Origin of the sequence: Solirubrobacter phytolaccae (genome assembly GCF_027587195.1) — a bacterium.
GTDB classification, from domain to species: domain Bacteria; phylum Actinomycetota; class Thermoleophilia; order Solirubrobacterales; family Solirubrobacteraceae; genus Solirubrobacter; species Solirubrobacter phytolaccae.
Genome location: NZ_JAPDDP010000037.1, coordinates 42,869 through 61,095, shown reverse-complemented (window position 1 = coordinate 61,095; position 18,227 = coordinate 42,869). Strand labels below are relative to the sequence as shown.

Below are 18,227 nucleotides of genomic sequence, written 5' to 3'. Positions count from 1 at the left end.
CCGCCTTCAGGGACCCTCAGACCCTTTCGGGTCGCGGCGGTCCGCATGTGACCGCCGCGTTGCGTCTATGTACCAATGGTGGACGCGAGTGGTTGCGTTCTGCACCCAATCGCGTACGCGGCGGGCGAGCGGCCGACGACGGCCTTGAACGCCTTGATGAAGTGCGCCTGGTCGAAGTAGCCGAGGTCGAGCGCCATGCTCGCCCAGTCGGCGTTGCCGTCGGCCATCCGCTCGGCGGCCTCGTGCAGGCGGATGCGGTCCAGGACCCACTTCGGGGTGACGCCGACGTACTCGCGGAAGAGGCGCTGGAGCGTGCGCGGGGAGTAGCCGGCGTGGGCGCACAGGTGCTCGACGCGGGTGATGCTCGGGTCGCGCAGCATCGCGGCGTGCAGCTCGACGATCTCGTCCACGCGCGGGTCGTCGGTCCAGCCGTGGGTGCGCAGGCCGTCCTCGAGCTCCGCGAACGACGTGGGCTTGAACGGGCCGAACACCGCGTCGGTGGCGAGCACCTGGTTCGTCAGCGTGTGCGCGGACACGGGGTGGAAGGGATGGAAGCCGCCGGGGCGGAACTTGGTCGCGATCACGTGGCCCGAGCCGGTCAGCTCGCGCTGCCAGCGCTCCGTGAAGACGCCGGTGATCCAGCCGCCGTCGGGCTCGAAGGTGAGGTTCACGCTCGGGTGGGTGACGATCTCGACGGTGTACGGCTCCGTCAGATCCCACTCGACGACCCAGTGGCGGTCGATCAGGTGCGCGAGGTCGGCGGACGGCGGCACGCGCCGGAGGTCGAAGTGGCGGCGCGCTTCCTCGGGCCGCAGGATGCCCCGGCTCTCCACGTCCATGTCGCGTTCTTACAATACGCGCGCTTTGCGGCGGCTTAGCGTGGCGGCATGTCTTCCGTCAAGCCCATTCCCGAGGGATTCCACACCGTCACGCCCGTGCTGGCCGTCGAAGGCGGCGTCGAGGCGCTGGGGTTCTACGAGCGCGCGTTCGGCGCCGAGGTCCGGCTCAAGCTGGTCATGGGCGGCAAGCTCATGCACTCCGAGCTCCGGATCGGGACCTCGATCGTGTGCGTGAGCGACTCGTTCCCGGAGTTCGGGTCCGTCGCGCCGACCGCTGACCAGCCCGTGCCGGTTGCGCTGATGATCTACACCGAGGACACCGACGCGCTCTATGCGCAGGCGGTCGAGGCGGGCGCGACCGGCGTCAACGAGCCGAACGACACCTTCCACGGCGACCGCGCGTGTTCGCTGCGCGACCCGTACGGCCACCGCTGGATGATCTGCACGCACATCGAGGACATGGACGAGGCCGAGATGCAGCGCCGCACGGAAGAGGCCATGGCCTAGGTCACACGCGACACGCTGGCGTCGACCTCGCGGTGCACGCCGCGCTCGACGAGGTCCCGGAGGCGGTCCAGCGCGTCGTAGACGTCGACGAAGCGCGTGTAGAGCGGCGCGATGCCGAGGCGCACGGAGTCCGGGCCGCGGAAGTCCGGGATGACGTCGGCGTGCTCGATCAGCGCCTTGCAGATCGGCCAGGCCTCGGGGTGCCGGAGGCTGACGTGCGAGCCGCGCAGGTGCGGCTCGCGCGGCGTGCCGACCGTGAAGCCGAGCGGCGCGAGCCACTGGTCGTGCAGCGCGATCAGCAGCTCGGTCTGGGCGACCGATTTCTCGCGCAGCGCCTCGATGCCGGCCTCGGCGGTGATCCGCACGCCCTCCTCGACGGCGGCCAGGACGAGGATCGGCGGCGTGCCCGCGAGGAAGCGGGAGATGCCGGGCGCGGGCTCGTACGGGCGCTCCATCTCGAACTGGCGCGCCTGGCCGAACCAGCCCTGGATCGGGGTGACGAGCGTCTCGGGCTCGCGCACGTAGAGGTAGCCCGTCGCGCCCGGACCGGCGTTGAGGTACTTGTAGGTGCAGCCGACGGCGTACCGGACGCCCTTCGCCTCCAGCTCGACGGGAACGGAGCCGGCCGAGTGGCTGAGGTCCCAGATGAGGCGGTCGTTGGGGAAGGCGGCGATGTCCGCGAGCGCGCCCGACCGGTAGGCGACGTGGCTGAGGACCGTGAGCGCGCCGTCGGGGACGTCGGACGGTTGCGGGCCGAGCAGCGGGTCGACTTCGAAGATCGTCAGCTCCAGCCCGCGGGCCTTCGCGATCCCCTCGAGCACGTAGCGGTCGGTCGGGAAGTTGTCCTGGTCGGTCGCCAGGTGCGTGAGCTCCGGCCGCGCGTCGAGGACCGCGTTGACGAGCTTGAACAGGTTCACCGTGACGCTGTCGGCGACGAGGATCGTGCCGGGCTGTGCGCCCAGGACCTCGGCGAGCGCGTCGCCGGTGCGGGTGGGGGCGTCGATCCAGTCGTGCCAGCCGCCGACGAGCTCTGAGCCCCACTGGTCGATCACGCGGTGCAGTCGTTCGCGAGTGCCCTTCGGCAGTCGGCCGAGCGAGTTGCCGTCCAGGTAGAGGCGATGCGCATCCTCGATCACGAAGCGCTCGCGGAACGGGGCGAGGGGATCGCGTGCGTCCAGCTGCAGCGCGTCCTCGCGGGTCACAGCCATGCCAGCACCGCCTTCCACAACGGGTTGTCCGGGTCGATGTGGCCGAAGTGGTCCTCGTCGGGCTCGACGATGAGGCTGGCGCCCGAAGCCTCGGCGAAGCGCTGTGAGATCTCCACCGGGACGATGTCGTCCAGGCCGCCGTGCGTGAGCAACGTCGGCACGCCGAGCGGCAACCGCTCGATCGGCGACGCGACGCTGGTCGGATGCTCGCCCAGGAACGTGTCGACGATCCCGTTGGAGAGCCGCAGCTCCCGCGCGCGCTGCAGATCCAGCACGCCCGCCTGGGAGACCACGCCCGTCACCCGCACGCGGGTGGCGGCGTAGGCCGCGAGATGGCCGCCGGCGCTGTGCCCGATCGCGACGACGCGCGAGCGGTCCACGGGCAGGTCGTCCAGCTTCTCGATCGCGGCGCAGACGTCGTCCAGCGTCTCCGGCACCCCGCCGCCGTTGCCGATCCGGCGGTACTCGATGTTCCACGCCGCCCAGCCGCGCGCCGCGAGGTCGTGCGCCAGCGGCTCCATCAGATCGAGGCCGTACTGCGCCTTCCAGAACCCACCGTGGATGAGCACGGCAACGGGCCCCTCGCCGTACAGCACGCCGTACTGCGAGGGGTCCTGGCCGTACCTATGAAGCTGCGACTCCAAGGGAGCGGAGCGCGTCCGCGAGCTTCGTGATGCCCTCGTCGATCTGCTCCGGCGTGACGCCCGAGTAGGCGAGGCGGAGCGTGTTGGCGGAGCCGCCGAAGTCGCTGCCCTTGACGAACTGCACCTCGCGCTGGGCCGCGGCCTTCTCGAGCTCGGCCGCGTCGACGCCCTCGGGCAGCTCGACCCACATGAAGTAGCCGCCGGACGGGTTGGCGAACTGCGCCTCGGGGATCTCGCGCTGGAGCGCGCTGACCACCGCGTCCTTGCGCGCCTTCAGGTTGGTCTTGACCGTCTCGATCGCGCCGTCCATGCGCCCGGAGCGCGCGAACTGGTTCACGATCGACTGGCTGACCATGTTCGGCGAGATGTACGTGTTCGTCGCGAGCGTCTGGATCTGCTTGATCACGGCCTGCGGGCCGACCAGGTAGCCGACGCGGATGCCCGGGCAGACGGTCTTCGAGAACGAGGACGCGTAGACGACCTTGCCGTCCTGGTCCTGGGAGAACATGCTCGCGATCGGCTCGCCCTCGAAGCGGATCGACACGTACGGGTCGTCCTCGAAGATCGTGAAGTCGTGCTTGGCCGCGAGCGCCAGCAGCTTCGCGCGCTTCTCCGCGGAGAGCGTGTAGCCGGCCGGGTTCTGGAAGTTCGGGATGATGTGCGCGAGCTTCGGGCGCAGGCCCGTGGCGAGCACGTTCTCCAGCGCCTCGATGCTGATGCCGTCGGCCTCGAGCTCGACCATGTGCACGTCCGCGCCGCGAGCCCGCAGGTTCAGCAGCGTGCGGTCGTAGGTCGGGTTCTCGACGATCACCGCGTCGCCCGGCTGCACGAGCAGCTCGAACAGGAACGCGTCGGCCTGCATGGAGCCGTTGGTGACGAGGACCTGCTCGACGGCGACGCCGTGCTGCTCCGCGATCCACTCGCGCAGCGGCACGTAGCCGACGCTCGTCCCGTAGGCCGTCGTCCCGGCCGGATCCTGCTCGAACGCGAGCTTCGCGGCCTCCTTGAGGCCTTCCACATCAACGATGTCGAGCGACGGCGCCCCACGGGCGAAGGAGATCGTGGCCATGCCCGGCAGACTAGCGGTGTATGGACTACGTCTCGCGTGCGCTCGACGCCGTCGCGGGCTGGCGTGAGCCGGCTCCGCCGCATCCGTCGCTGACTCCGGACCCGGCGCGGTTCGAGGCCGCGTGGGGCGAGTTCGTGGAGCGGATGGGCTCGAACTACCCGTTCCACCACCCGCGCTACGCGGGGCAGATGCTCAAGCCGCCGCATCCGGTCGCGATCGCGGCGTACACGGCGGCGCTGCACGTGAACACCAACAACCACGCGCTGGACGGCGGGCCCGCGACGAGCGCGATGGAGATCGAGGTCGTCGAGTGGCTCGCGCGCATGTTCGGCTTTCCGGAGGATGCGCTCGGGCACCTGACCTCCTCGGGCACGATCGCGAACCTCGAGGCGCTGTGGGTGGCGCGCGAGCTGCACCCGGACAAGGCCGTCGTCCACGGGGCGAACGCGCACTACACGCACTCCCGCATGTGCGCCGTGCTCGGCGTGCAGGGGATCGAGGCACCGGCGGACACGGCCGGGCGGATCGACCTCGATCACGTTGAAGGGCTGTGCCGCTCCGGCGGCGTCGGCACGATCGTCGTGACCGCGGGCACGACCGGCACGGGGACGCTGGACGACGTCGCGCGGGCGGTCTCGTTCCGCGAGCAGTACGGCGTGCGCGTGCACGTCGACGCTGCGTACGGCGGGTTCTTCGCGCTGCTGGCGGACAGCGGGTTGATCGACGGCGCGCCGTTCCGCGCCATCGCCGAGGCCGACAGCGTGGTCGTGGACCCGCACAAGCACGGGCTCCAGCCCTACGGCTGCGGCGCGGTGCTGTTCCGCGACCCGGGCGTCGGACGCCTGTACAAGCACGACTCGCCCTACACGTACTTCACCTCCGCCGAGCTGCACCTGGGCGAGATCTCGCTCGAGTGCTCGCGTGCCGGCGCCGCGGCGGCGGCGCTGTGGCTGACCTTGCGGGCGCTGGACCTGGCGCCGATCCTGTCGGCCGGCGTGCGCGCCGCGCAGGCCTGGGCGGCGCTCATCCGCGCGTCCGACGTGCTCACGCTCCACCGCGAGCCGGAGCTGGACATCCTCACGTACTTCCCGAGCGGGACCCGCGCCTCGGAGATCGACGCAGCGTCCGAGCGCGTGCTGCAGGCGGGCATGTCCGGCGAGGACCCCGTGTTCCTGAGCACGCTCCGGATCGGCGCGGACGCCTTCGCCGCCGCTCACCCGGAGATCGAGCTGGACGCCGACGGCGTGCGCGTGCTCCGCTCAGTGCTGATGAAGCCCGAGCACGAGCCACACGTGCCGTGGCTTCACGAGCGGGTCAGTCGAATCGCGAGATCGTGAGCGCGAAGCGGCCCGTGTACGACGTGCCGCCGAACGACCGCACGAGCGTGCCCGGGCCGGCCGCGGAGCCCACGACCACGGCCTTGCTGCCCGCGACGTCGATCGCCTCGAAGCGGGTGTAGATCGGCGTGCCGCCGGGCGGCTGGCCGAGCACGGGGTAGGTGAGGCCGCCGCTGCCGAACCGCTTGTCGCGGGCGCCGTTGGCGCGCAGGCGGACGAGCAGCGAGTCCGGCGAGCGGCCCGTGCCCGCCAGCAGGATGCGGCCCGAGCGGTCGCGGACCATGCCCGTGATGCGGAGCTCGCGGTCCGAGCGCGAGACGCGGGAGACGCCGTTGCTGCCGAAGCGGGTGTCGATCGCACCGGTCGGGTTCAGGCGGATGACGCTGCCGCGCGGGCTGCCGGTGGCGGTGAGGTCGGTGCCGGCGACCAGGGTCGTGTTCGACGGGCCCTGGCGGACGGCGACCGCGCCGATCCCGGGCGCGGCGCCCGGGCCCATCGCGTGCGTGACGACGCCGATGCCGCCCCACGCCGGGTCCAGCGCGCCGGTCGGCAGGAGCCGGGCGACGGTGAACGAGGCCGCGCCGGTCGCGACGGAGTAGGTGACCGTGCCGTCGGCGCGCAGCAGGATGCTCGTGACCTTGCCCGTGATGCCCAGCGCCGGGTTCGCGAACGTCGTGTCGGGCGTGCCGTCGCCGAGCAGGCGCATCAGGAACGGCGCGCCGCCGGACGTGCCGCCGAGGTAGACGACCCCGTTGCGGTCCATCGCCATCGCGCTGAGCTCGACGTCGCTCGGCCCGCTCAGCACGTAGCCGAGGCCGGCGCCGAAACTCGGGTCGACCTCGCCGCTGGGCAGCAGCCGCAACGTGACGAAGCGCGTGGAGCCGTCCGCCAACCGCAGCGTCCCGGACGCGACCACGCGCCCGTCCCGCACGATCTGGATGCCCTTCACGCCGTCCAGCGACGTGCCCGGGAGGGCCGGGACGACCTGGCCGCGCGTGCCGAACGTGCTGTCCAGCGAGCCGGAGGCGCGCAGCTTGACGAGCACGAGCTGGCCCGCCGCGGAGCCGCCCGCGAGCACGCGATTGCCGCTCAGGACCTTCACGGCGTGGCCGACCGCGTCGGCGTCCGTGGCCTTCAGCGTGACGGTGCCGCGCCGGCCGAAGTCACGGTCCGGGTCGCCGGCGGCCGCGTACGCGGCGGTCGGCAGGGCGAGCAGGAAGGCGAGGACGAGGAAGACGCGGATCATCGGGGCACTCAACGCGCGTGCGGCGTTAACGATTCGGCGGAGCATGGCAGGCGCGGCGGCGCCTGCCATGCGTGCCTGGACTCACGCGGTCTTCAGCGACCCGGCGATCTCGGCCGCGATCTGCGCGACCTCGGTCGGCGTGCGACCCACGCGGACGCCGTTGGCCTCCAGCGCTTCCTGCTTGGCCTTGGCGGTGCCGGCGCTGCCGGAGACGATCGCGCCGGCGTGGCCCATCGTCTTACCGGGCGGTGCGGTGAAGCCCGCGATGTAGGCGACGACCGGCTTGGTCACGTTGGCATTGATGAACTCGGCCGCCTCTTCCTCGGCCGAGCCGCCGATCTCGCCGGCCATGACGATCAGCTCGGTCTCGGGGTCGGCCTCGAACTCGGCGATGATGTCGATGAAGGAGGAGCCCGGGACCGGGTCGCCGCCGATGCCGACGATGCTCGAGTTGCCGAAGCCGGCCTGGGCCAGCTCGTTGCCGATCTGGTAGGTCAGCGTGCCCGAGCGGCTGACGACGCCGACGTTGCCCTCGGAGAAGAACGACGCGGGGATGATCCCGACGTTGGCCTTGCCCGGCGACAAGATGCCCGGGCAGTTCGGGCCGACCAGGCGCACGTTGGGGTTCGTCGCCAGGTGGTTGTAGACGCGCAGCTCGTCGTGGGCGGGGATGCCCTCGGTGATCGCGATGATCAGGCTGATGCCCGCGTCCTCGGCCTCGAGGATCGAGTCGGCGGCGAAGCGCGGCGGCACGAAGATCATCGCCGTGTTCGCGCCGGTCTTCTCGACGGCGTCGTGGAACGTGTTGAACACCGGGATGCCCTCGACGTCCTGGCCGCCCTTGCCGGGCGTGACGCCGGAGACGACGTTCGTCCCGTAGTTCTTGTTGTTGAGCGTGTGGAACGTGCCCTCGCGACCGGTGATGCCGGAGACGCAGAGCTTCGTGTCGTTGTTGACGAGGATCGCCATCAGCCAGCCAGCTCCACAACCTTCTTCGCCGCGCCGAGCATGGTGGACTCGGTGTGGACGTTGGGCAGATTCGCGTCGGCGAGCAGCTTGCGGCCCTCGACGTCGTTGGTGCCGTCGAGGCGGACCACGAACGGCACGGTCGGCTTGATCTGGTCGAAGGCCTCGATCAGGCCGCGCGCGACCTCGTCGCAGCGCGTGATGCCGCCGAAGATGTTGAACAGCACCGCGGTGACGTTCGGGTTCGAGAGGATCACCTCGACCGCCGACGTGATCGCCTCGGCCTTGGATCCGCCACCGGCGTCCAGGAAGTTCGCGGCCGAGCCGCCGGCCTGCGCGACCACGTCCAGCGTGGACATGACGAGGCCCGCGCCGTTGCCGAGGATGCCGACGTTGCCGTCGAGCTTGACGAACGTCAGGCCGCGCTCGCGCGCCATCTGCTCCTGCTCGTCCTCCGCGGCGACGTTGCGCAGCGAGGCGTTGTCCGGGTGGCGGAAGAGGCTGTTGTCGTCGAGCGTGACCTTCGCGTCGAGCGCGGCGACCTGGCGGTCGGCGGTCACGATCAGCGGGTTGACCTCGACGAGCATCGCCTCTTCCTTGATGAAGGCGTCGTAGAGCTTCGTCAGGAGCGCGCCGAGCGGGCGCACGACGTCCGCGTCGACGCCGGCCTCGAAGGCCAGACGACGGGCGTGGAAGTCCTGGAACCCGAGCAGCGGGTCCACGTGCAGGCGGACGAGGGCGTCGGGATCGTTCTCCGCGACCTCCTCGATGTCCATGCCGCCCTGCGTGCTCAGCATCACGAGGGGACGCTTGGCGCTGCGGTCGAAGACGATGCTCGCGTAGTACTCCGCGGCGATGTCGGACGCGGCCTCGATCCACACCTCGTGGACCGTGTGCCCCTTGATGTCCATCCCGAGAATCGCCTTGGAGTGCGTCTCCGCCTCCTGGCGATCCTTCGCCACCTTGATGCCGCCGGCCTTCCCTCGGCCGCCGATCTGCACCTGTGCCTTGACGACACAGGGATAACCGATCTCGTCGGCCGCCTTGACGGCCTCCTCGACGGTGGTGGCAGGGGAGCCGCTGGGCACCGGCACCCCATGGCGGGCGAACAGCTGCTTGCCCTGATATTCGAGTAGATCCATGGCGGACGGCCGAGCTTACCGCTCGGTTCCGCGTGGCCGCGCAAACCCATAGCAGCGCGTCCGGCAGACCTCGCGCGCGGAAATGTCATCATGCACGGCCGCGATGCCCCTGCCTAAAGAAGTCACGTTCGTCACCTTCGATGTCTACGGCACCCTGATCGATTGGGAGACCGGGGTGTACGACGCTTTCGCCAAGGAAGCGGAGAAGGACGGCTACACGCTGTCGAAGGAGGAGCTCGTGCCGCTCTTCCTCGAGACCCAGCAGGAGATCAAGAACGGCTCGTACGAGCTGTACGCGGAAGTGCTCCGGCGCACCGCGGTCCAGATCTCGCGCCAGCTCGGCTGGCCGCTGGAGCCGTCTCGTTCCGGCTTCCTCCCGAACTCGGTCTCTCGCTGGCCGCCGTTCAAGGAGACCAAGACGCAGCTCGATCGCTTCGACAAGAAGTACGAGCTCGGTTTGATCTCGAACGTCGACGACAAGCTGCTCGGCGAGACCCGTCGCTACTTCAAGAACGACTTCGACCTGGTGGTCACGGCCCAGCAGGTCCGGTCCTACAAGCCGGACCCCGCCCACTTCAAGGAGGCCGAGCGTCGCATCGGCACCAAGAAGGGCTGGGTGCACGTCACCTCGTCGTACTACTACGACGTCGAGCCGTGCCTGAAGGCCAAGATCCCGGTCATCTGGGTCAATCGCAACAAGGAGACCCTCGACGCGTCGCAGAAGAAGCCGACGGCCGAGGTGAAGACGCTGCTCGAAGCGGCGAAGCTGCTCGGCGTCGCTTGATTTGCGCGCCGTAGGTCTCCACGAGGACGTCATCGCCGTCACTTCCCGCGCGTTCGCCACGGCGAGCGTGCTGGTGCGCAGTGGCGGCGAGGCCTTCTTGATCGACTCGCCGGTCTTCCCGGACGAGCTCGAGATCCTGCCGGCGATCGCCGCGCAGGCCGAGTTCAACGTCGTCGGGGTGCTCGCGACGCACGCCGACTGGGATCACCTGCTCGGTCGTTACTCGTTCCCGGAAGCGCCGCTCGGCGCGGCGGAGACGACCGCCGCGCGGCTCATCAACGAGCCGGGCGCGGCCCAGCGCAAGCTGCGCGACTTCGACGAGGAGATGTACGTCACGCGGCCCTCGCCGCTGTCCCTCCCGGGCGCGCAGAAGCTGGACACGCCGGGGTTCATCGACATCGGTGAGAAGACGATCGAGCTGCAGCCGGCCGACGGCCACACCGCCGACGGCATGGCGATCTGGGTCCCCTGGGCCGCGGTGCTGATCCCGGGCGACTACCTCTCACCCGTCGAGATCCCGATGATCTCCGAGGGCGGCTCGGTGTCCGCCTACATCGCGACGCTGAACCGGCTGGAGCCCTTGGTCGAGGCGGCGGAGCACGTCGTCCCTGGGCACGGCGGCCCGATCGACGCGCAGCGCGCGCTGGCGATCCTGCGTGAGGACCGCGCGTACCTGGAAGGCCTGCCGGGCTCGGCGTTGCCGCTCGCGCGGCGCACCAAGGCGCAGCGCGAGATCCACGCGAAGAACCTCACCCGGCTGTAGCCGGTTAGGGCGCATCCAATCGGTGAGCGGGCCGTTACGACCCGCATTTGCCGTCTGTCCATGAGCTCATGAGCCTCCGGAGCGCCGCGGTCATCGCCGCGGCCGGGGGCGCCCTCGCCGCCGCCGCGCCAAGCCACGCGGCCGCCCCGTCCGCGTTCACCCCGGGCGCGCGATCGCTCGGTGACTCGCTGTTCCCGACGATCGGCAACGGCGGCTATGACGTCCGTCACTACGACCTCGACCTCGACTATGCGGTCGCCCGCAAGCGGCTCGAGGGGATCGCGACGATCGACGCCACCGCCACCCAGGGGCTGTCCCGCCTGAGCTTCGACCTGTCGACCTGGAACAAGGTGCGCGGGGTGACGGTCGACGGCCGGCCGGCCCGGTTCACCGTCGACGCCAAGCGCTCCAAGCTCGTGATCACCCCGGCGCGCGGGCTGCGCGACGGTCGGCGGTTCCGTGTCGTCGTGCGCTACGGCGGGATCCAGCGGGCGCTGAAGGGCAGGACCGCTCTGACGGAGGGGTGGGTCCCGAACGCGAAGACCGGAGCGGTCGTCGTCGCCCAGCCGACCGGCGCCATGGGGTGGTACCCCAACAACAACGTCCCGGCCGACAAGGCGACCTACACGACCCGCGTCACCGTTCCGCGCGGCTGGAGCGCCCTGGCCACCGGTGTCCTGACCGCCCGGCGCACCGCCGGACGGGGCAAGCGGGCCACGAGCACGTTCGTCTGGAACGAGACCGCCCCGACATCGAGCTTCCTTGTGTCGGTTGCGGTCGGCAAGTTCGACGTCAACTCGCTCAGCCCCACCAAGCCGAAGCGGACCACGCCCGCCGCGGGCAGCCTCAACAAGCCGCTGCCGTTCTACACCGCGATCACGTCTTCGCTGCCCGCCCAGGGCAAAGCGCAGTCGGCCACCGACCTCGGCCGCTCCTCCGAGATCGTCGACTTCTACTCCACGTACTACGGGAAGCGCTACCCGTTCACGTCGGTGGGCGGGATCGTGACCCTCCAGTCGTTCGGGCTCGGGCTCGAGACCCAGGGCAAGCCCACGTACGCCATCACCGAGATCGACAGCACCTACGGGCCGGGCGTCGACCTCGTCGCCCACGAGCTCGCGCACCAGTTCTTCGGCAACCTCGTGACGCCCGCCCGGTGGCGGGACGTCTGGCTGAGCGAGGGCATGGCCGTCTTCTCCGCCTGGGTGTGGTCGTCGACGGGGACGTTCTTCCCGGTCCCGCCGCGCGACCGGTACCTCGACGTCTACGCCAACCCCGAGTATCCGATCTCCTGGCGCGTGGCCCCGGCCGACCCGGCGACGCCGCGGGACCTGTTCGACGGTGACGGCATCTACCGCCGTGCGCCGGCGACGATCGAGGCCATCCGCGAGATCCTCGGCAACGACGGGACGTTCAAGGCGATGATGCGCCGCTGGTTGACCGACCACGCCTACGGCAGCGCCACCACCGAGCAGTTCATCGCCCTGGTCAAGCGGACGGACCCGGCCCGATCGGCGCGGTGGACGGAGTTCTTCCGCCAGTGGCTGTACACGAGCTATCCGACCGCGGACGGGGTACCGAAGCCGCAGATGCACGTCGACAACTTCGACACCTACCCGCTGCCGGCCGGGTAGCGCTCAGACGCTGATGAGCGGGATCCCGGCCAGCGCGAGGAGCACGCCGACGCGCTGGATCGGGACCAGCCGCTCGTGCAGGATCACGTAGGCCAGCGCGACGGTCACGACCGGGAACAGGCCGCCAAGGACGGCGACGAGGCTGAGCAGGCCGCCCGTGGTGGCGATCGCGAACGCGGTGTTCGCGCCGGTGTCGAGCAGGCCGATCGCGCCGAGCTTGGGGAGCTCTTTGAGGGGCGCGCGGGCGGCGACGCGCCAGGCCAGGACCCCGAGGACGGCCACGCCGACGATTCGGGCCGCGAAGACGCCGCCGAGCGAGTCGTGCTCGGCCGCGCCGTCGAGGAAGACGAGCGCGAGGCCGATGAAGAAGGCCGCGACCAGGGCGAGCTGAATCGCCTTGCGCGGGTCGACGGCGGTGGTGTGCACGGGCTCGCGGCTGGCGAGCATCACGCCCGCGAGCGCCATGGCCATGCCCAGCCACTGCAGGCCACCAGGGCGCTCGCCGTCGAGCAGGACGCCCGCGAAGACGGGCACGATCGCGGACGTGGCGACGATCGGCGCGACGACGCTCATCGTCCCGAGCGCGAGCGCGCGGTAGAAGGCGAGGATCGCGACCGAGCCGACGGCACCGGAGAGCGCTCCGGGGACGAGCGACTCCGCGTCCAGGCCGCGGATCGAGAGGATCAGCCCGAGCGCGATGAGCCCGGCGGCCTGGCCGACGAGCGCGACGAGCACCGCGGGATGCACGCGGCTCGCGCGTCCGGCGAGGAAGTCCGCGGTGCCCCAGAGGAGTGACGCCAGCAGCGCCGCGGGGGCGCCGCTCACGTGGACGCAGCGTCCGCGGCGGCCTTGTAGGCGGGCTGCTCGCGGCGGATCAGGTCGGGGTTGGTGCCGGCCTGGTGGACCAGCTCGAGCGTGAGCAGCTGGAGCGCGATCGCGCCCGCGAGCAGCGGGTGGCCCTCGGGCAGCGCGTTGATCGTGACGGCAGGCATGCCCAGCTCGGCGACGGCGGCGAGCACGTCGTCGGCGCGGGCGTCGCGCTGCGCGGCGGACGACGGGTCGATGCGCAGGACGACGATGCCCGTCGTGGCGTCGGCGGCCGGTAGGTGGCCGTGGAGGACCTTCTCGAGCCCGAGCGGCGTGGTCGGCAGGTGCAGGCCCTCCTCGACCTTGAGCGCGAGCTCGCGCGCGGTGATCTCGTCGAGGCCGCTGCCGGTGACGATCAGCCGCTCCACCGAGGCGAGGTCGCGGGCGGCGTCCGTGAAGCGCGCGCGGTGCTCGAGGGTGTCGTTGATGACGCGGGTGCAGGTCGCGGCGTCGGCTGCGTCGGCGATCGCGGTGAACGCGAGCAGCGGCGAGACGTACCCGACCGTGTGGCACCACGACGTGTCCACGAGCGGCGTGGCGACGACGATGTCCGGCGCGAGCTCGCCCCCGGCCACTTCCTCCGGCTTGGCCGTGATCAGGATCGTGCGGGCGCCGTTGTAGGCCGCGGCCTGGAGCGCCTTCAACGTCGCCGCGGTGCCGGCCTCGTGCGAGACCGCGATGCAGACGCCGCCTTCCTGCGGGGCCAGCGACGCCTCGAACGCGTCGCGGGCGACGGCCCCGTCGATCAGCGCGGCGCCCGCCAGCGCCGCGTGCTCGGACGTGCCGCAGCCGACGATGACGATCGGGCCGCCCTCGCGGAGCGACTCCGCGGCCTCCACCGCGCCGGACAACGCCAGGATCGGCTCGACCAGCCCCGGCTCGGCGTAGATCATCTCCTCCATGGCCCACGGCGGGCCTGCGCGCAGCTCCGGCATATCGGACATCGGCCAGACGGTACCTTCTCAGTGGCCCACCCGGAAGGTCCACTTCGATGCCGCTGAACCGTGCCACTTTGGAGCTCTTCGCCTCGCTGGACCGCACGCGCCCGGAGCCGCTGCGGGCCCAGCTCGAGGACGCGATCTGCGCGGCGATCACCGGCGGCGGGATGCCGCCGGGCACGCGCCTGCCGGCCTCACGCGTGCTGGCCGAGTCGCTGCACGTCTCGCGCGGCGTCGTGAGCGAGGCCTACGCGCAGATCGCGGCGGAGGGCTGGATCGAGGTGCGCCACGGCGCCGCACCGGTCGTCCGAGCCGTCCCGGCGAATCTAAAGCGGGACAGTCCCGCTTTAGATTCGCAAGGACCGGAGGTGGGGGCGGCTCGGTTGGATCTGACCGCGACGGCGCCCGACCTGTCCGCGTTCCCGCGGCGGGCGTGGGCGGCGGCGCTGCGGCGCGCGCTCACCGAGATGCCCGACGCGGCGCTCGACTACGGCGACCCGCGCGGTGACGACGAGCTGCGCGGGGAGCTCGCGGCCTACCTCGTGCGGGTGCGCGGGACGGTCGCGCGGCCCCACGACCTCGTGATCACGTCGGGCTACACGCAGGGGCTGTGGCTCACGTGCCGGGCGCTCAAGCAGCGCGGGGCGACGCGGGTCGCGGTCGAGGACCCGTCGCTCGACGACGCGTGGGCGACGATCCGCTCCGCTGGGCTCGGCGTGGTCGGCGTCCCGGTCGACGAGCACGGGATCGACCCGTCACGGCTGAAGGCCGACGCCGTGCTCGTCACGCCCGCGCACCAGTTCCCGACGGGCGCGGTCCTGTCGCCGGAGCGTCGGCGGGCGCTGCTCGCGTGGGGTGGCGTCGTGATCGAGGACGACTACGACTCCGAGTACCGCTACGACCGCGCGCCGGTCGGCACGCTGCAGCGCCTCGCGCCCGATCGCGTGGTCTACCTCGGGACGGCGTCGAAGACGCTCGCGCCCGCGCTACGCCTCGGCTGGGTGCTCGCGCCGCCGGACCTCACCGCCGCGATCGCCGCCGAGCGCTGGGCGATGGACTCGGGCGGCCCGGCCATCACGGCCCGCGCCTACGCGCGGCTGCTCGCGGGCGGCGAGGTCGACCGCCACCTGCGCCGGACCCGCCGCGAGTACCGCGAGCGCCGCGACGAGCTGGTCGCGGCGCTCCAGACCCTCGACGGCTGCACCGTCGAGGGCGTCGCGGCGGGCCTGCACCTGCTGCTGCGCCTGCCGCCCGGCACCGACGAGGACGTGGTGGTCGCGCGCCTGGCCATGAACCGCATCCGCGTCAACGGCCTCAACGCCTACCGGCTCACCCCGAAGGACGAGCCCGCGCTGGTCATCGGCTACGGCCGGCTGCAGCGCGCCGCGATCCCCGGCACGGTCGCCGCGCTCGCGCAGGCCGTGTGCCCCGCTTAGGATGCGCGGAGCGTGCACGCGCCAGAGCTGCTCGAACGGGAGGAGGACCTTGCCGAGCTGGATCGGACGCTCGCCCGTGCCCGCGCCGGCACGGGGCAGGCGCTCGCGGTCGAGGGGCCGGGCGGGATCGGCAAGACGAGCCTCCTCGCCGCCGCCCGCGGGCAGGGCCGCGAAGCGGGCATGCTCGTCCTGCACGCGCGCGGCTCCGAGCTCGAGCGCGCGTTCCCGTTCGGCGTCGTGCGCCAGCTGTTCGAGCCCGCGCTCGCGCGCACCGGGGAGCTGCCGTTCGCGGGCGCGGCGGAGCTCGCCAAGCCGATCTTCGACCTCAGCGACGGCGCCGAGGAGTCCTCGTACGCGCGCCTGCACGGCCTCTACTGGCTGTGCGCGAACCTCGCGGCCGAGCAGCCGCTCGTCGTCTGCGTCGACGACGCGCAGTGGGCCGACGAGCCGAGCCTGAGCTTCCTCGGCTTCCTCCTCAGGCGCCTGGAGGACCTGCCGGTCGCGCTCCTCGTCGGCACCCGCCCGCGCGCCGAGCAGGAGTCCGACGTCCTGCGCGCGCTGGTCACGGACCCGGTCACCCACGTCCTGAGGCCCACCGCGCTGAGCGGTGAAGCCGTCCGCGAGTGGGTCCGCGGGGCCGTCGACGGGCACGCCGGCGACGGCTTCTGCCGCGCCTGCCACGAGACCACCGGCGGCAACCCGTTCCTCGTTCGCGAGCTGCTGCTCGAGGTCGTCCACAAGCGGCTCAAGGCCACCGACGAAGAGGCGGCGACCGTCCGCGCGCTCGGCCCGGAGGCGATCTCGACGGTCGTGCTGCAGCGCCTCAAGCGGCTCCCGGCGAACGCGCCCGCGATGGCCCAGGCGATCGCCATCCTCGGCGAGGGCGCCAAGCCCGCGATCGCCGCGCAGCTCGCCGAGCAGGACCCGACGACCGCCGAGCAGGCGCTCGACGCGCTGTGCCGCGCCGACGTCCTCACCCGCGACGAGGCCGACCGGCTCGGCTTCGTGCACCCGATCGTCCTCAGCGCGATCTACCACGACCTCCCCGTGCACGTGCGCGCCAACGGGCATCACCGCGCCGCCCGCCTGCTCGCCGACCGCGGCGCCGCGCCCGAGGAGGTCGCGTCGCACCTCGCGCTGACCGCGCCGCGGGAGGACGCGTGGGCGGTCGAGGCGCTCCGCGCGGCCGCCCAGCGGGCGCTCGTGCTCGGCGACCCGGGCACGGCCGTCGCCTCGCTGCAACGCGCGCTGGAAGAGCCCCCGTCGCCGGAGGTGCGCGCGGCCGTGCTGACCGAGCTCGCGCGCGCCGAGGCGCGGTCCGGCCGCCCCGCCGCCGTCGTGCACTTCCGCGAGGCGACCGCGCTGGCCGCCGACGCGGACGAGCGCGGCCAGATCGCCGTCGACCTCGCGCGCTGCCTCAAGCTGCGCGGCGACTCGCCCGCCGCGATCGAGGTGCTGCGACACGCGCTCGCGGAGGTCGGCGCCGGCCCGCTCGCGGAGGAGCTGGAGCTCGAGCTGGTCTCCGCCGCGTACATCTCGCTCGCGGCGCGTCCGTTGCTCGCGGCGGAGATCGCGCGCCTGGAGGCTCCCGACGCGGCCCGCACGCGGCTGGACCGGATGCACCTGATGGCGAGCGCGTTCGAGACCGTGATCGCCGCCGGGCCGTGCGAGCGGTCGGCCGAGCTCGCCCGGCTCGCGCTCGGCCCCGAGCAGCCGACGGACGTCAGCGCGGGCGGCCACGTCTACGTCACCTCGACCACGGCGCTCATGTTCTCCGAGCGCTACGAGGAGGCCGAGCGCGCGTACGACCGCGCCGTCTCGGACGCGCGCCGGCGCGGCTCGAGCGTCGGCTTCGCGGCCGCCTCCAGCCTCCGCTCGCTCCTGCACTACCGGCGCGGGAACCTGTCCGAGGCGGAGGCCGACGCGACCGCGGCGCTGGACCTGCGCAACGACGTCCAGGGCTCCCAGGGCTACCTCGCGTGCGCACTCAACGCGCTCGTCTTCACCCGCCTCGAACGCGGTGAGGGCGACGCCGAGCTGCTCGCGCTGGCCGACGACTTCTTCGCCACCCAGCCCACGGAGGACCTGCCGTACAGCCAGGCAATCCACGCGCGCGGGTGGCTCAAAGCCCGGCTCGGGGACGCCGAGGGCGGCCTCGAAGCGCTGCTGGCGTGCGGCGAGCGCGAGCAGCGCTGGGGCGTCGGGACGCCGCAGATCATCGCGTGGCGCTCCAGCGCCGCCGAGGTCTGCCTCACCCTCGGCCGACTGGAGGAAGGGCGCGCGCTGGCGGCCGAGGAGCTGCGGCTCGCGCGCCAGATCGGAGCGCCGCGCGCGATCGGCGTGGCGCTGCGCGCCGCCGCGCTCGGGGAGTCGGGCGAGCGGCGGATCGAGCTGCTGACCGAGGCGGTCGAAGCCTTGACGGGCAGCGAAGGCGCGCTCGAGCTCGCCCGCGCCCGGATCGACCTCGGCCGCGCGCTCGTACGCGCGGGCCGTCGCGACACCGCCCGGGACCTGCTCCGGGCAGGCCAGGAGGGCGCGTTCCGCTGCGGCGCGGGCCTGCTCGTCGAGCGCGCGCACCGGGAGCTGCTGGCCACGGGCGCCCGCCCACGGCGCAGCGCGGCCGCGAGCCGCGACGAGCTCACCCCGAGCGAGCGCCGCGTGACCCAGATGGCGGCGGAGGGGTTGACCAACCGCGAGATCGCGCAATCCCTCTTCGTCACGGAGAAGACGGTCGAGACGCACCTGGGTCGCGCGTTCGTCAAGCTCGGCGTACGCTCGCGCAAGCAGCTTGCAGAGGCGCTTGCGGACGTTGCCTGAATGACCGCAATCCCTGCGCCTCGCGCGCGT

The 18,227-nt window shown here is 72.1% G+C and carries 16 protein-coding genes; 7 read left to right on the top strand and 9 right to left on the bottom strand.

The genetic code is table 11. The features are described 5' to 3' along the window. Positions 1-65: 65 nt before the first annotated feature. Positions 66-839, bottom strand: coding sequence for a helix-turn-helix domain-containing protein (locus OJ997_RS19715; protein ID WP_270026923.1), 774 nt, complete (start codon positions 837-839; stop codon positions 66-68). A 48-nt stretch (positions 840-887) separates the two neighbouring features. On the opposite strand from OJ997_RS19715, the gene OJ997_RS19710 reads away from it, so the two are divergent. After that, positions 888-1,346 carry a VOC family protein gene (locus OJ997_RS19710; RefSeq protein WP_270026922.1) on the top strand — a complete coding sequence of 153 codons (459 nt, stop codon included), beginning with the start codon at positions 888-890 and terminating at the stop codon, positions 1,344-1,346. On the opposite strand, the gene OJ997_RS19705 is transcribed toward OJ997_RS19710, so the two are convergent. The 3 genes from OJ997_RS19705 to OJ997_RS19695 are packed head-to-tail and all read right to left on the bottom strand — an operon-like array spanning position 1,343 to position 4,267. Beyond that, positions 1,343-2,554: a kynureninase gene (locus OJ997_RS19705; protein ID WP_270026921.1), complete on the bottom strand. Its 1,212-nt coding sequence runs from the start codon at positions 2,552-2,554 to the stop codon at positions 1,343-1,345. The two genes, OJ997_RS19710 and OJ997_RS19705, sit on opposite strands and share 4 nt — an antisense overlap. Then, a complete protein-coding gene (locus OJ997_RS19700; RefSeq protein WP_270026920.1) occupies positions 2,545-3,198 on the bottom strand; it encodes an alpha/beta hydrolase family protein in 654 nt (217 codons plus the stop codon). The genes OJ997_RS19705 and OJ997_RS19700 overlap by 10 nt, the downstream gene beginning before the upstream one ends. Further along, the gene (locus OJ997_RS19695; protein ID WP_270026919.1) at positions 3,179-4,267 is read right to left on the bottom strand and encodes an aminotransferase-like domain-containing protein; all 1,089 of its coding nucleotides are present in this window, start codon (positions 4,265-4,267) and stop codon (positions 3,179-3,181) included. Before OJ997_RS19695 ends, OJ997_RS19700 begins: the two co-directional genes overlap by 20 nt. Before the next feature lie 20 nt (positions 4,268-4,287). Between OJ997_RS19695 and OJ997_RS19690 the strand changes: the two genes are divergently transcribed. Then, on the top strand, positions 4,288-5,604 hold the full coding sequence (locus tag OJ997_RS19690) for a pyridoxal phosphate-dependent decarboxylase family protein (RefSeq protein ID WP_270026918.1): 1,317 nt from the start codon (positions 4,288-4,290) through the stop codon (positions 5,602-5,604). Here the strand turns inward: OJ997_RS19690 and OJ997_RS19685 are convergent. The 3 genes from OJ997_RS19685 to sucC form a co-directional block, all read right to left on the bottom strand. Further along, positions 5,582-6,850: a hypothetical protein gene (locus OJ997_RS19685; RefSeq protein WP_270026917.1), complete on the bottom strand. Its 1,269-nt coding sequence runs from the start codon at positions 6,848-6,850 to the stop codon at positions 5,582-5,584. The genes OJ997_RS19690 and OJ997_RS19685 overlap by 23 nt on opposite strands. An 81-nt stretch (positions 6,851-6,931) precedes the next feature. Continuing rightward, positions 6,932-7,819 (bottom strand): succinate--CoA ligase subunit alpha, encoded by an 888-nt coding sequence (gene sucD, locus OJ997_RS19680; protein ID WP_270026916.1) that lies wholly within the window; start codon positions 7,817-7,819, stop codon positions 6,932-6,934. Beyond that, on the bottom strand, positions 7,819-8,958 hold the full coding sequence (sucC, locus tag OJ997_RS19675; protein ID WP_270026915.1) for an ADP-forming succinate--CoA ligase subunit beta: 1,140 nt from the start codon (positions 8,956-8,958) through the stop codon (positions 7,819-7,821). Before sucC ends, sucD begins: the two co-directional genes overlap by 1 nt. A gap of 103 nt (positions 8,959-9,061) precedes the next feature. Between sucC and OJ997_RS19670 the strand changes: the two genes are divergently transcribed. From OJ997_RS19670 to OJ997_RS19660, 3 genes are all read left to right on the top strand, one after another. Continuing rightward, positions 9,062-9,742: an HAD-IA family hydrolase gene (locus OJ997_RS19670; protein ID WP_270026914.1), complete on the top strand. Its 681-nt coding sequence runs from the start codon at positions 9,062-9,064 to the stop codon at positions 9,740-9,742. 1 nt (position 9,743) lies between these two features. After that, positions 9,744-10,505, top strand: coding sequence for an MBL fold metallo-hydrolase (locus OJ997_RS19665; protein WP_270026913.1), 762 nt, complete (start codon positions 9,744-9,746; stop codon positions 10,503-10,505). A gap of 68 nt (positions 10,506-10,573) precedes the next feature. Then, on the top strand, positions 10,574-12,139 hold the full coding sequence (locus OJ997_RS19660; RefSeq protein ID WP_270026911.1) for a M1 family metallopeptidase: 1,566 nt from the start codon (positions 10,574-10,576) through the stop codon (positions 12,137-12,139). 3 nt (positions 12,140-12,142) lie between these two features. Here OJ997_RS19660 and OJ997_RS37680 read toward each other — a convergent pair whose 3' ends face one another. Both OJ997_RS37680 and OJ997_RS19650 read right to left on the bottom strand, forming a co-directional pair. Next, positions 12,143-12,964: a DMT family transporter gene (locus OJ997_RS37680; protein ID WP_270026910.1), complete on the bottom strand. Its 822-nt coding sequence runs from the start codon at positions 12,962-12,964 to the stop codon at positions 12,143-12,145. Next, complete coding sequence (locus tag OJ997_RS19650; RefSeq protein WP_270026909.1) at positions 12,961-13,950, bottom strand: SIS domain-containing protein; 990 nt, start codon at positions 13,948-13,950, stop codon at positions 12,961-12,963. The genes OJ997_RS37680 and OJ997_RS19650 overlap by 4 nt, the downstream gene beginning before the upstream one ends. Positions 13,951-13,997: 47 nt before the next feature. Here OJ997_RS19650 and pdxR point away from each other — a divergent pair, with 47 nt between their 5' ends. Together pdxR and OJ997_RS19640 are read left to right on the top strand one after the other, a co-directional pair. Further along, positions 13,998-15,380 (top strand): MocR-like pyridoxine biosynthesis transcription factor PdxR, encoded by a 1,383-nt coding sequence (gene pdxR / locus OJ997_RS19645; RefSeq protein ID WP_270026908.1) that lies wholly within the window; start codon positions 13,998-14,000, stop codon positions 15,378-15,380. Positions 15,381-15,392: 12 nt separating this feature from the next. Next, positions 15,393-18,197 (top strand): ATP-binding protein, encoded by a 2,805-nt coding sequence (locus OJ997_RS19640; RefSeq protein WP_270026907.1) that lies wholly within the window; start codon positions 15,393-15,395, stop codon positions 18,195-18,197. Positions 18,198-18,227 lie beyond the last annotated feature (30 nt).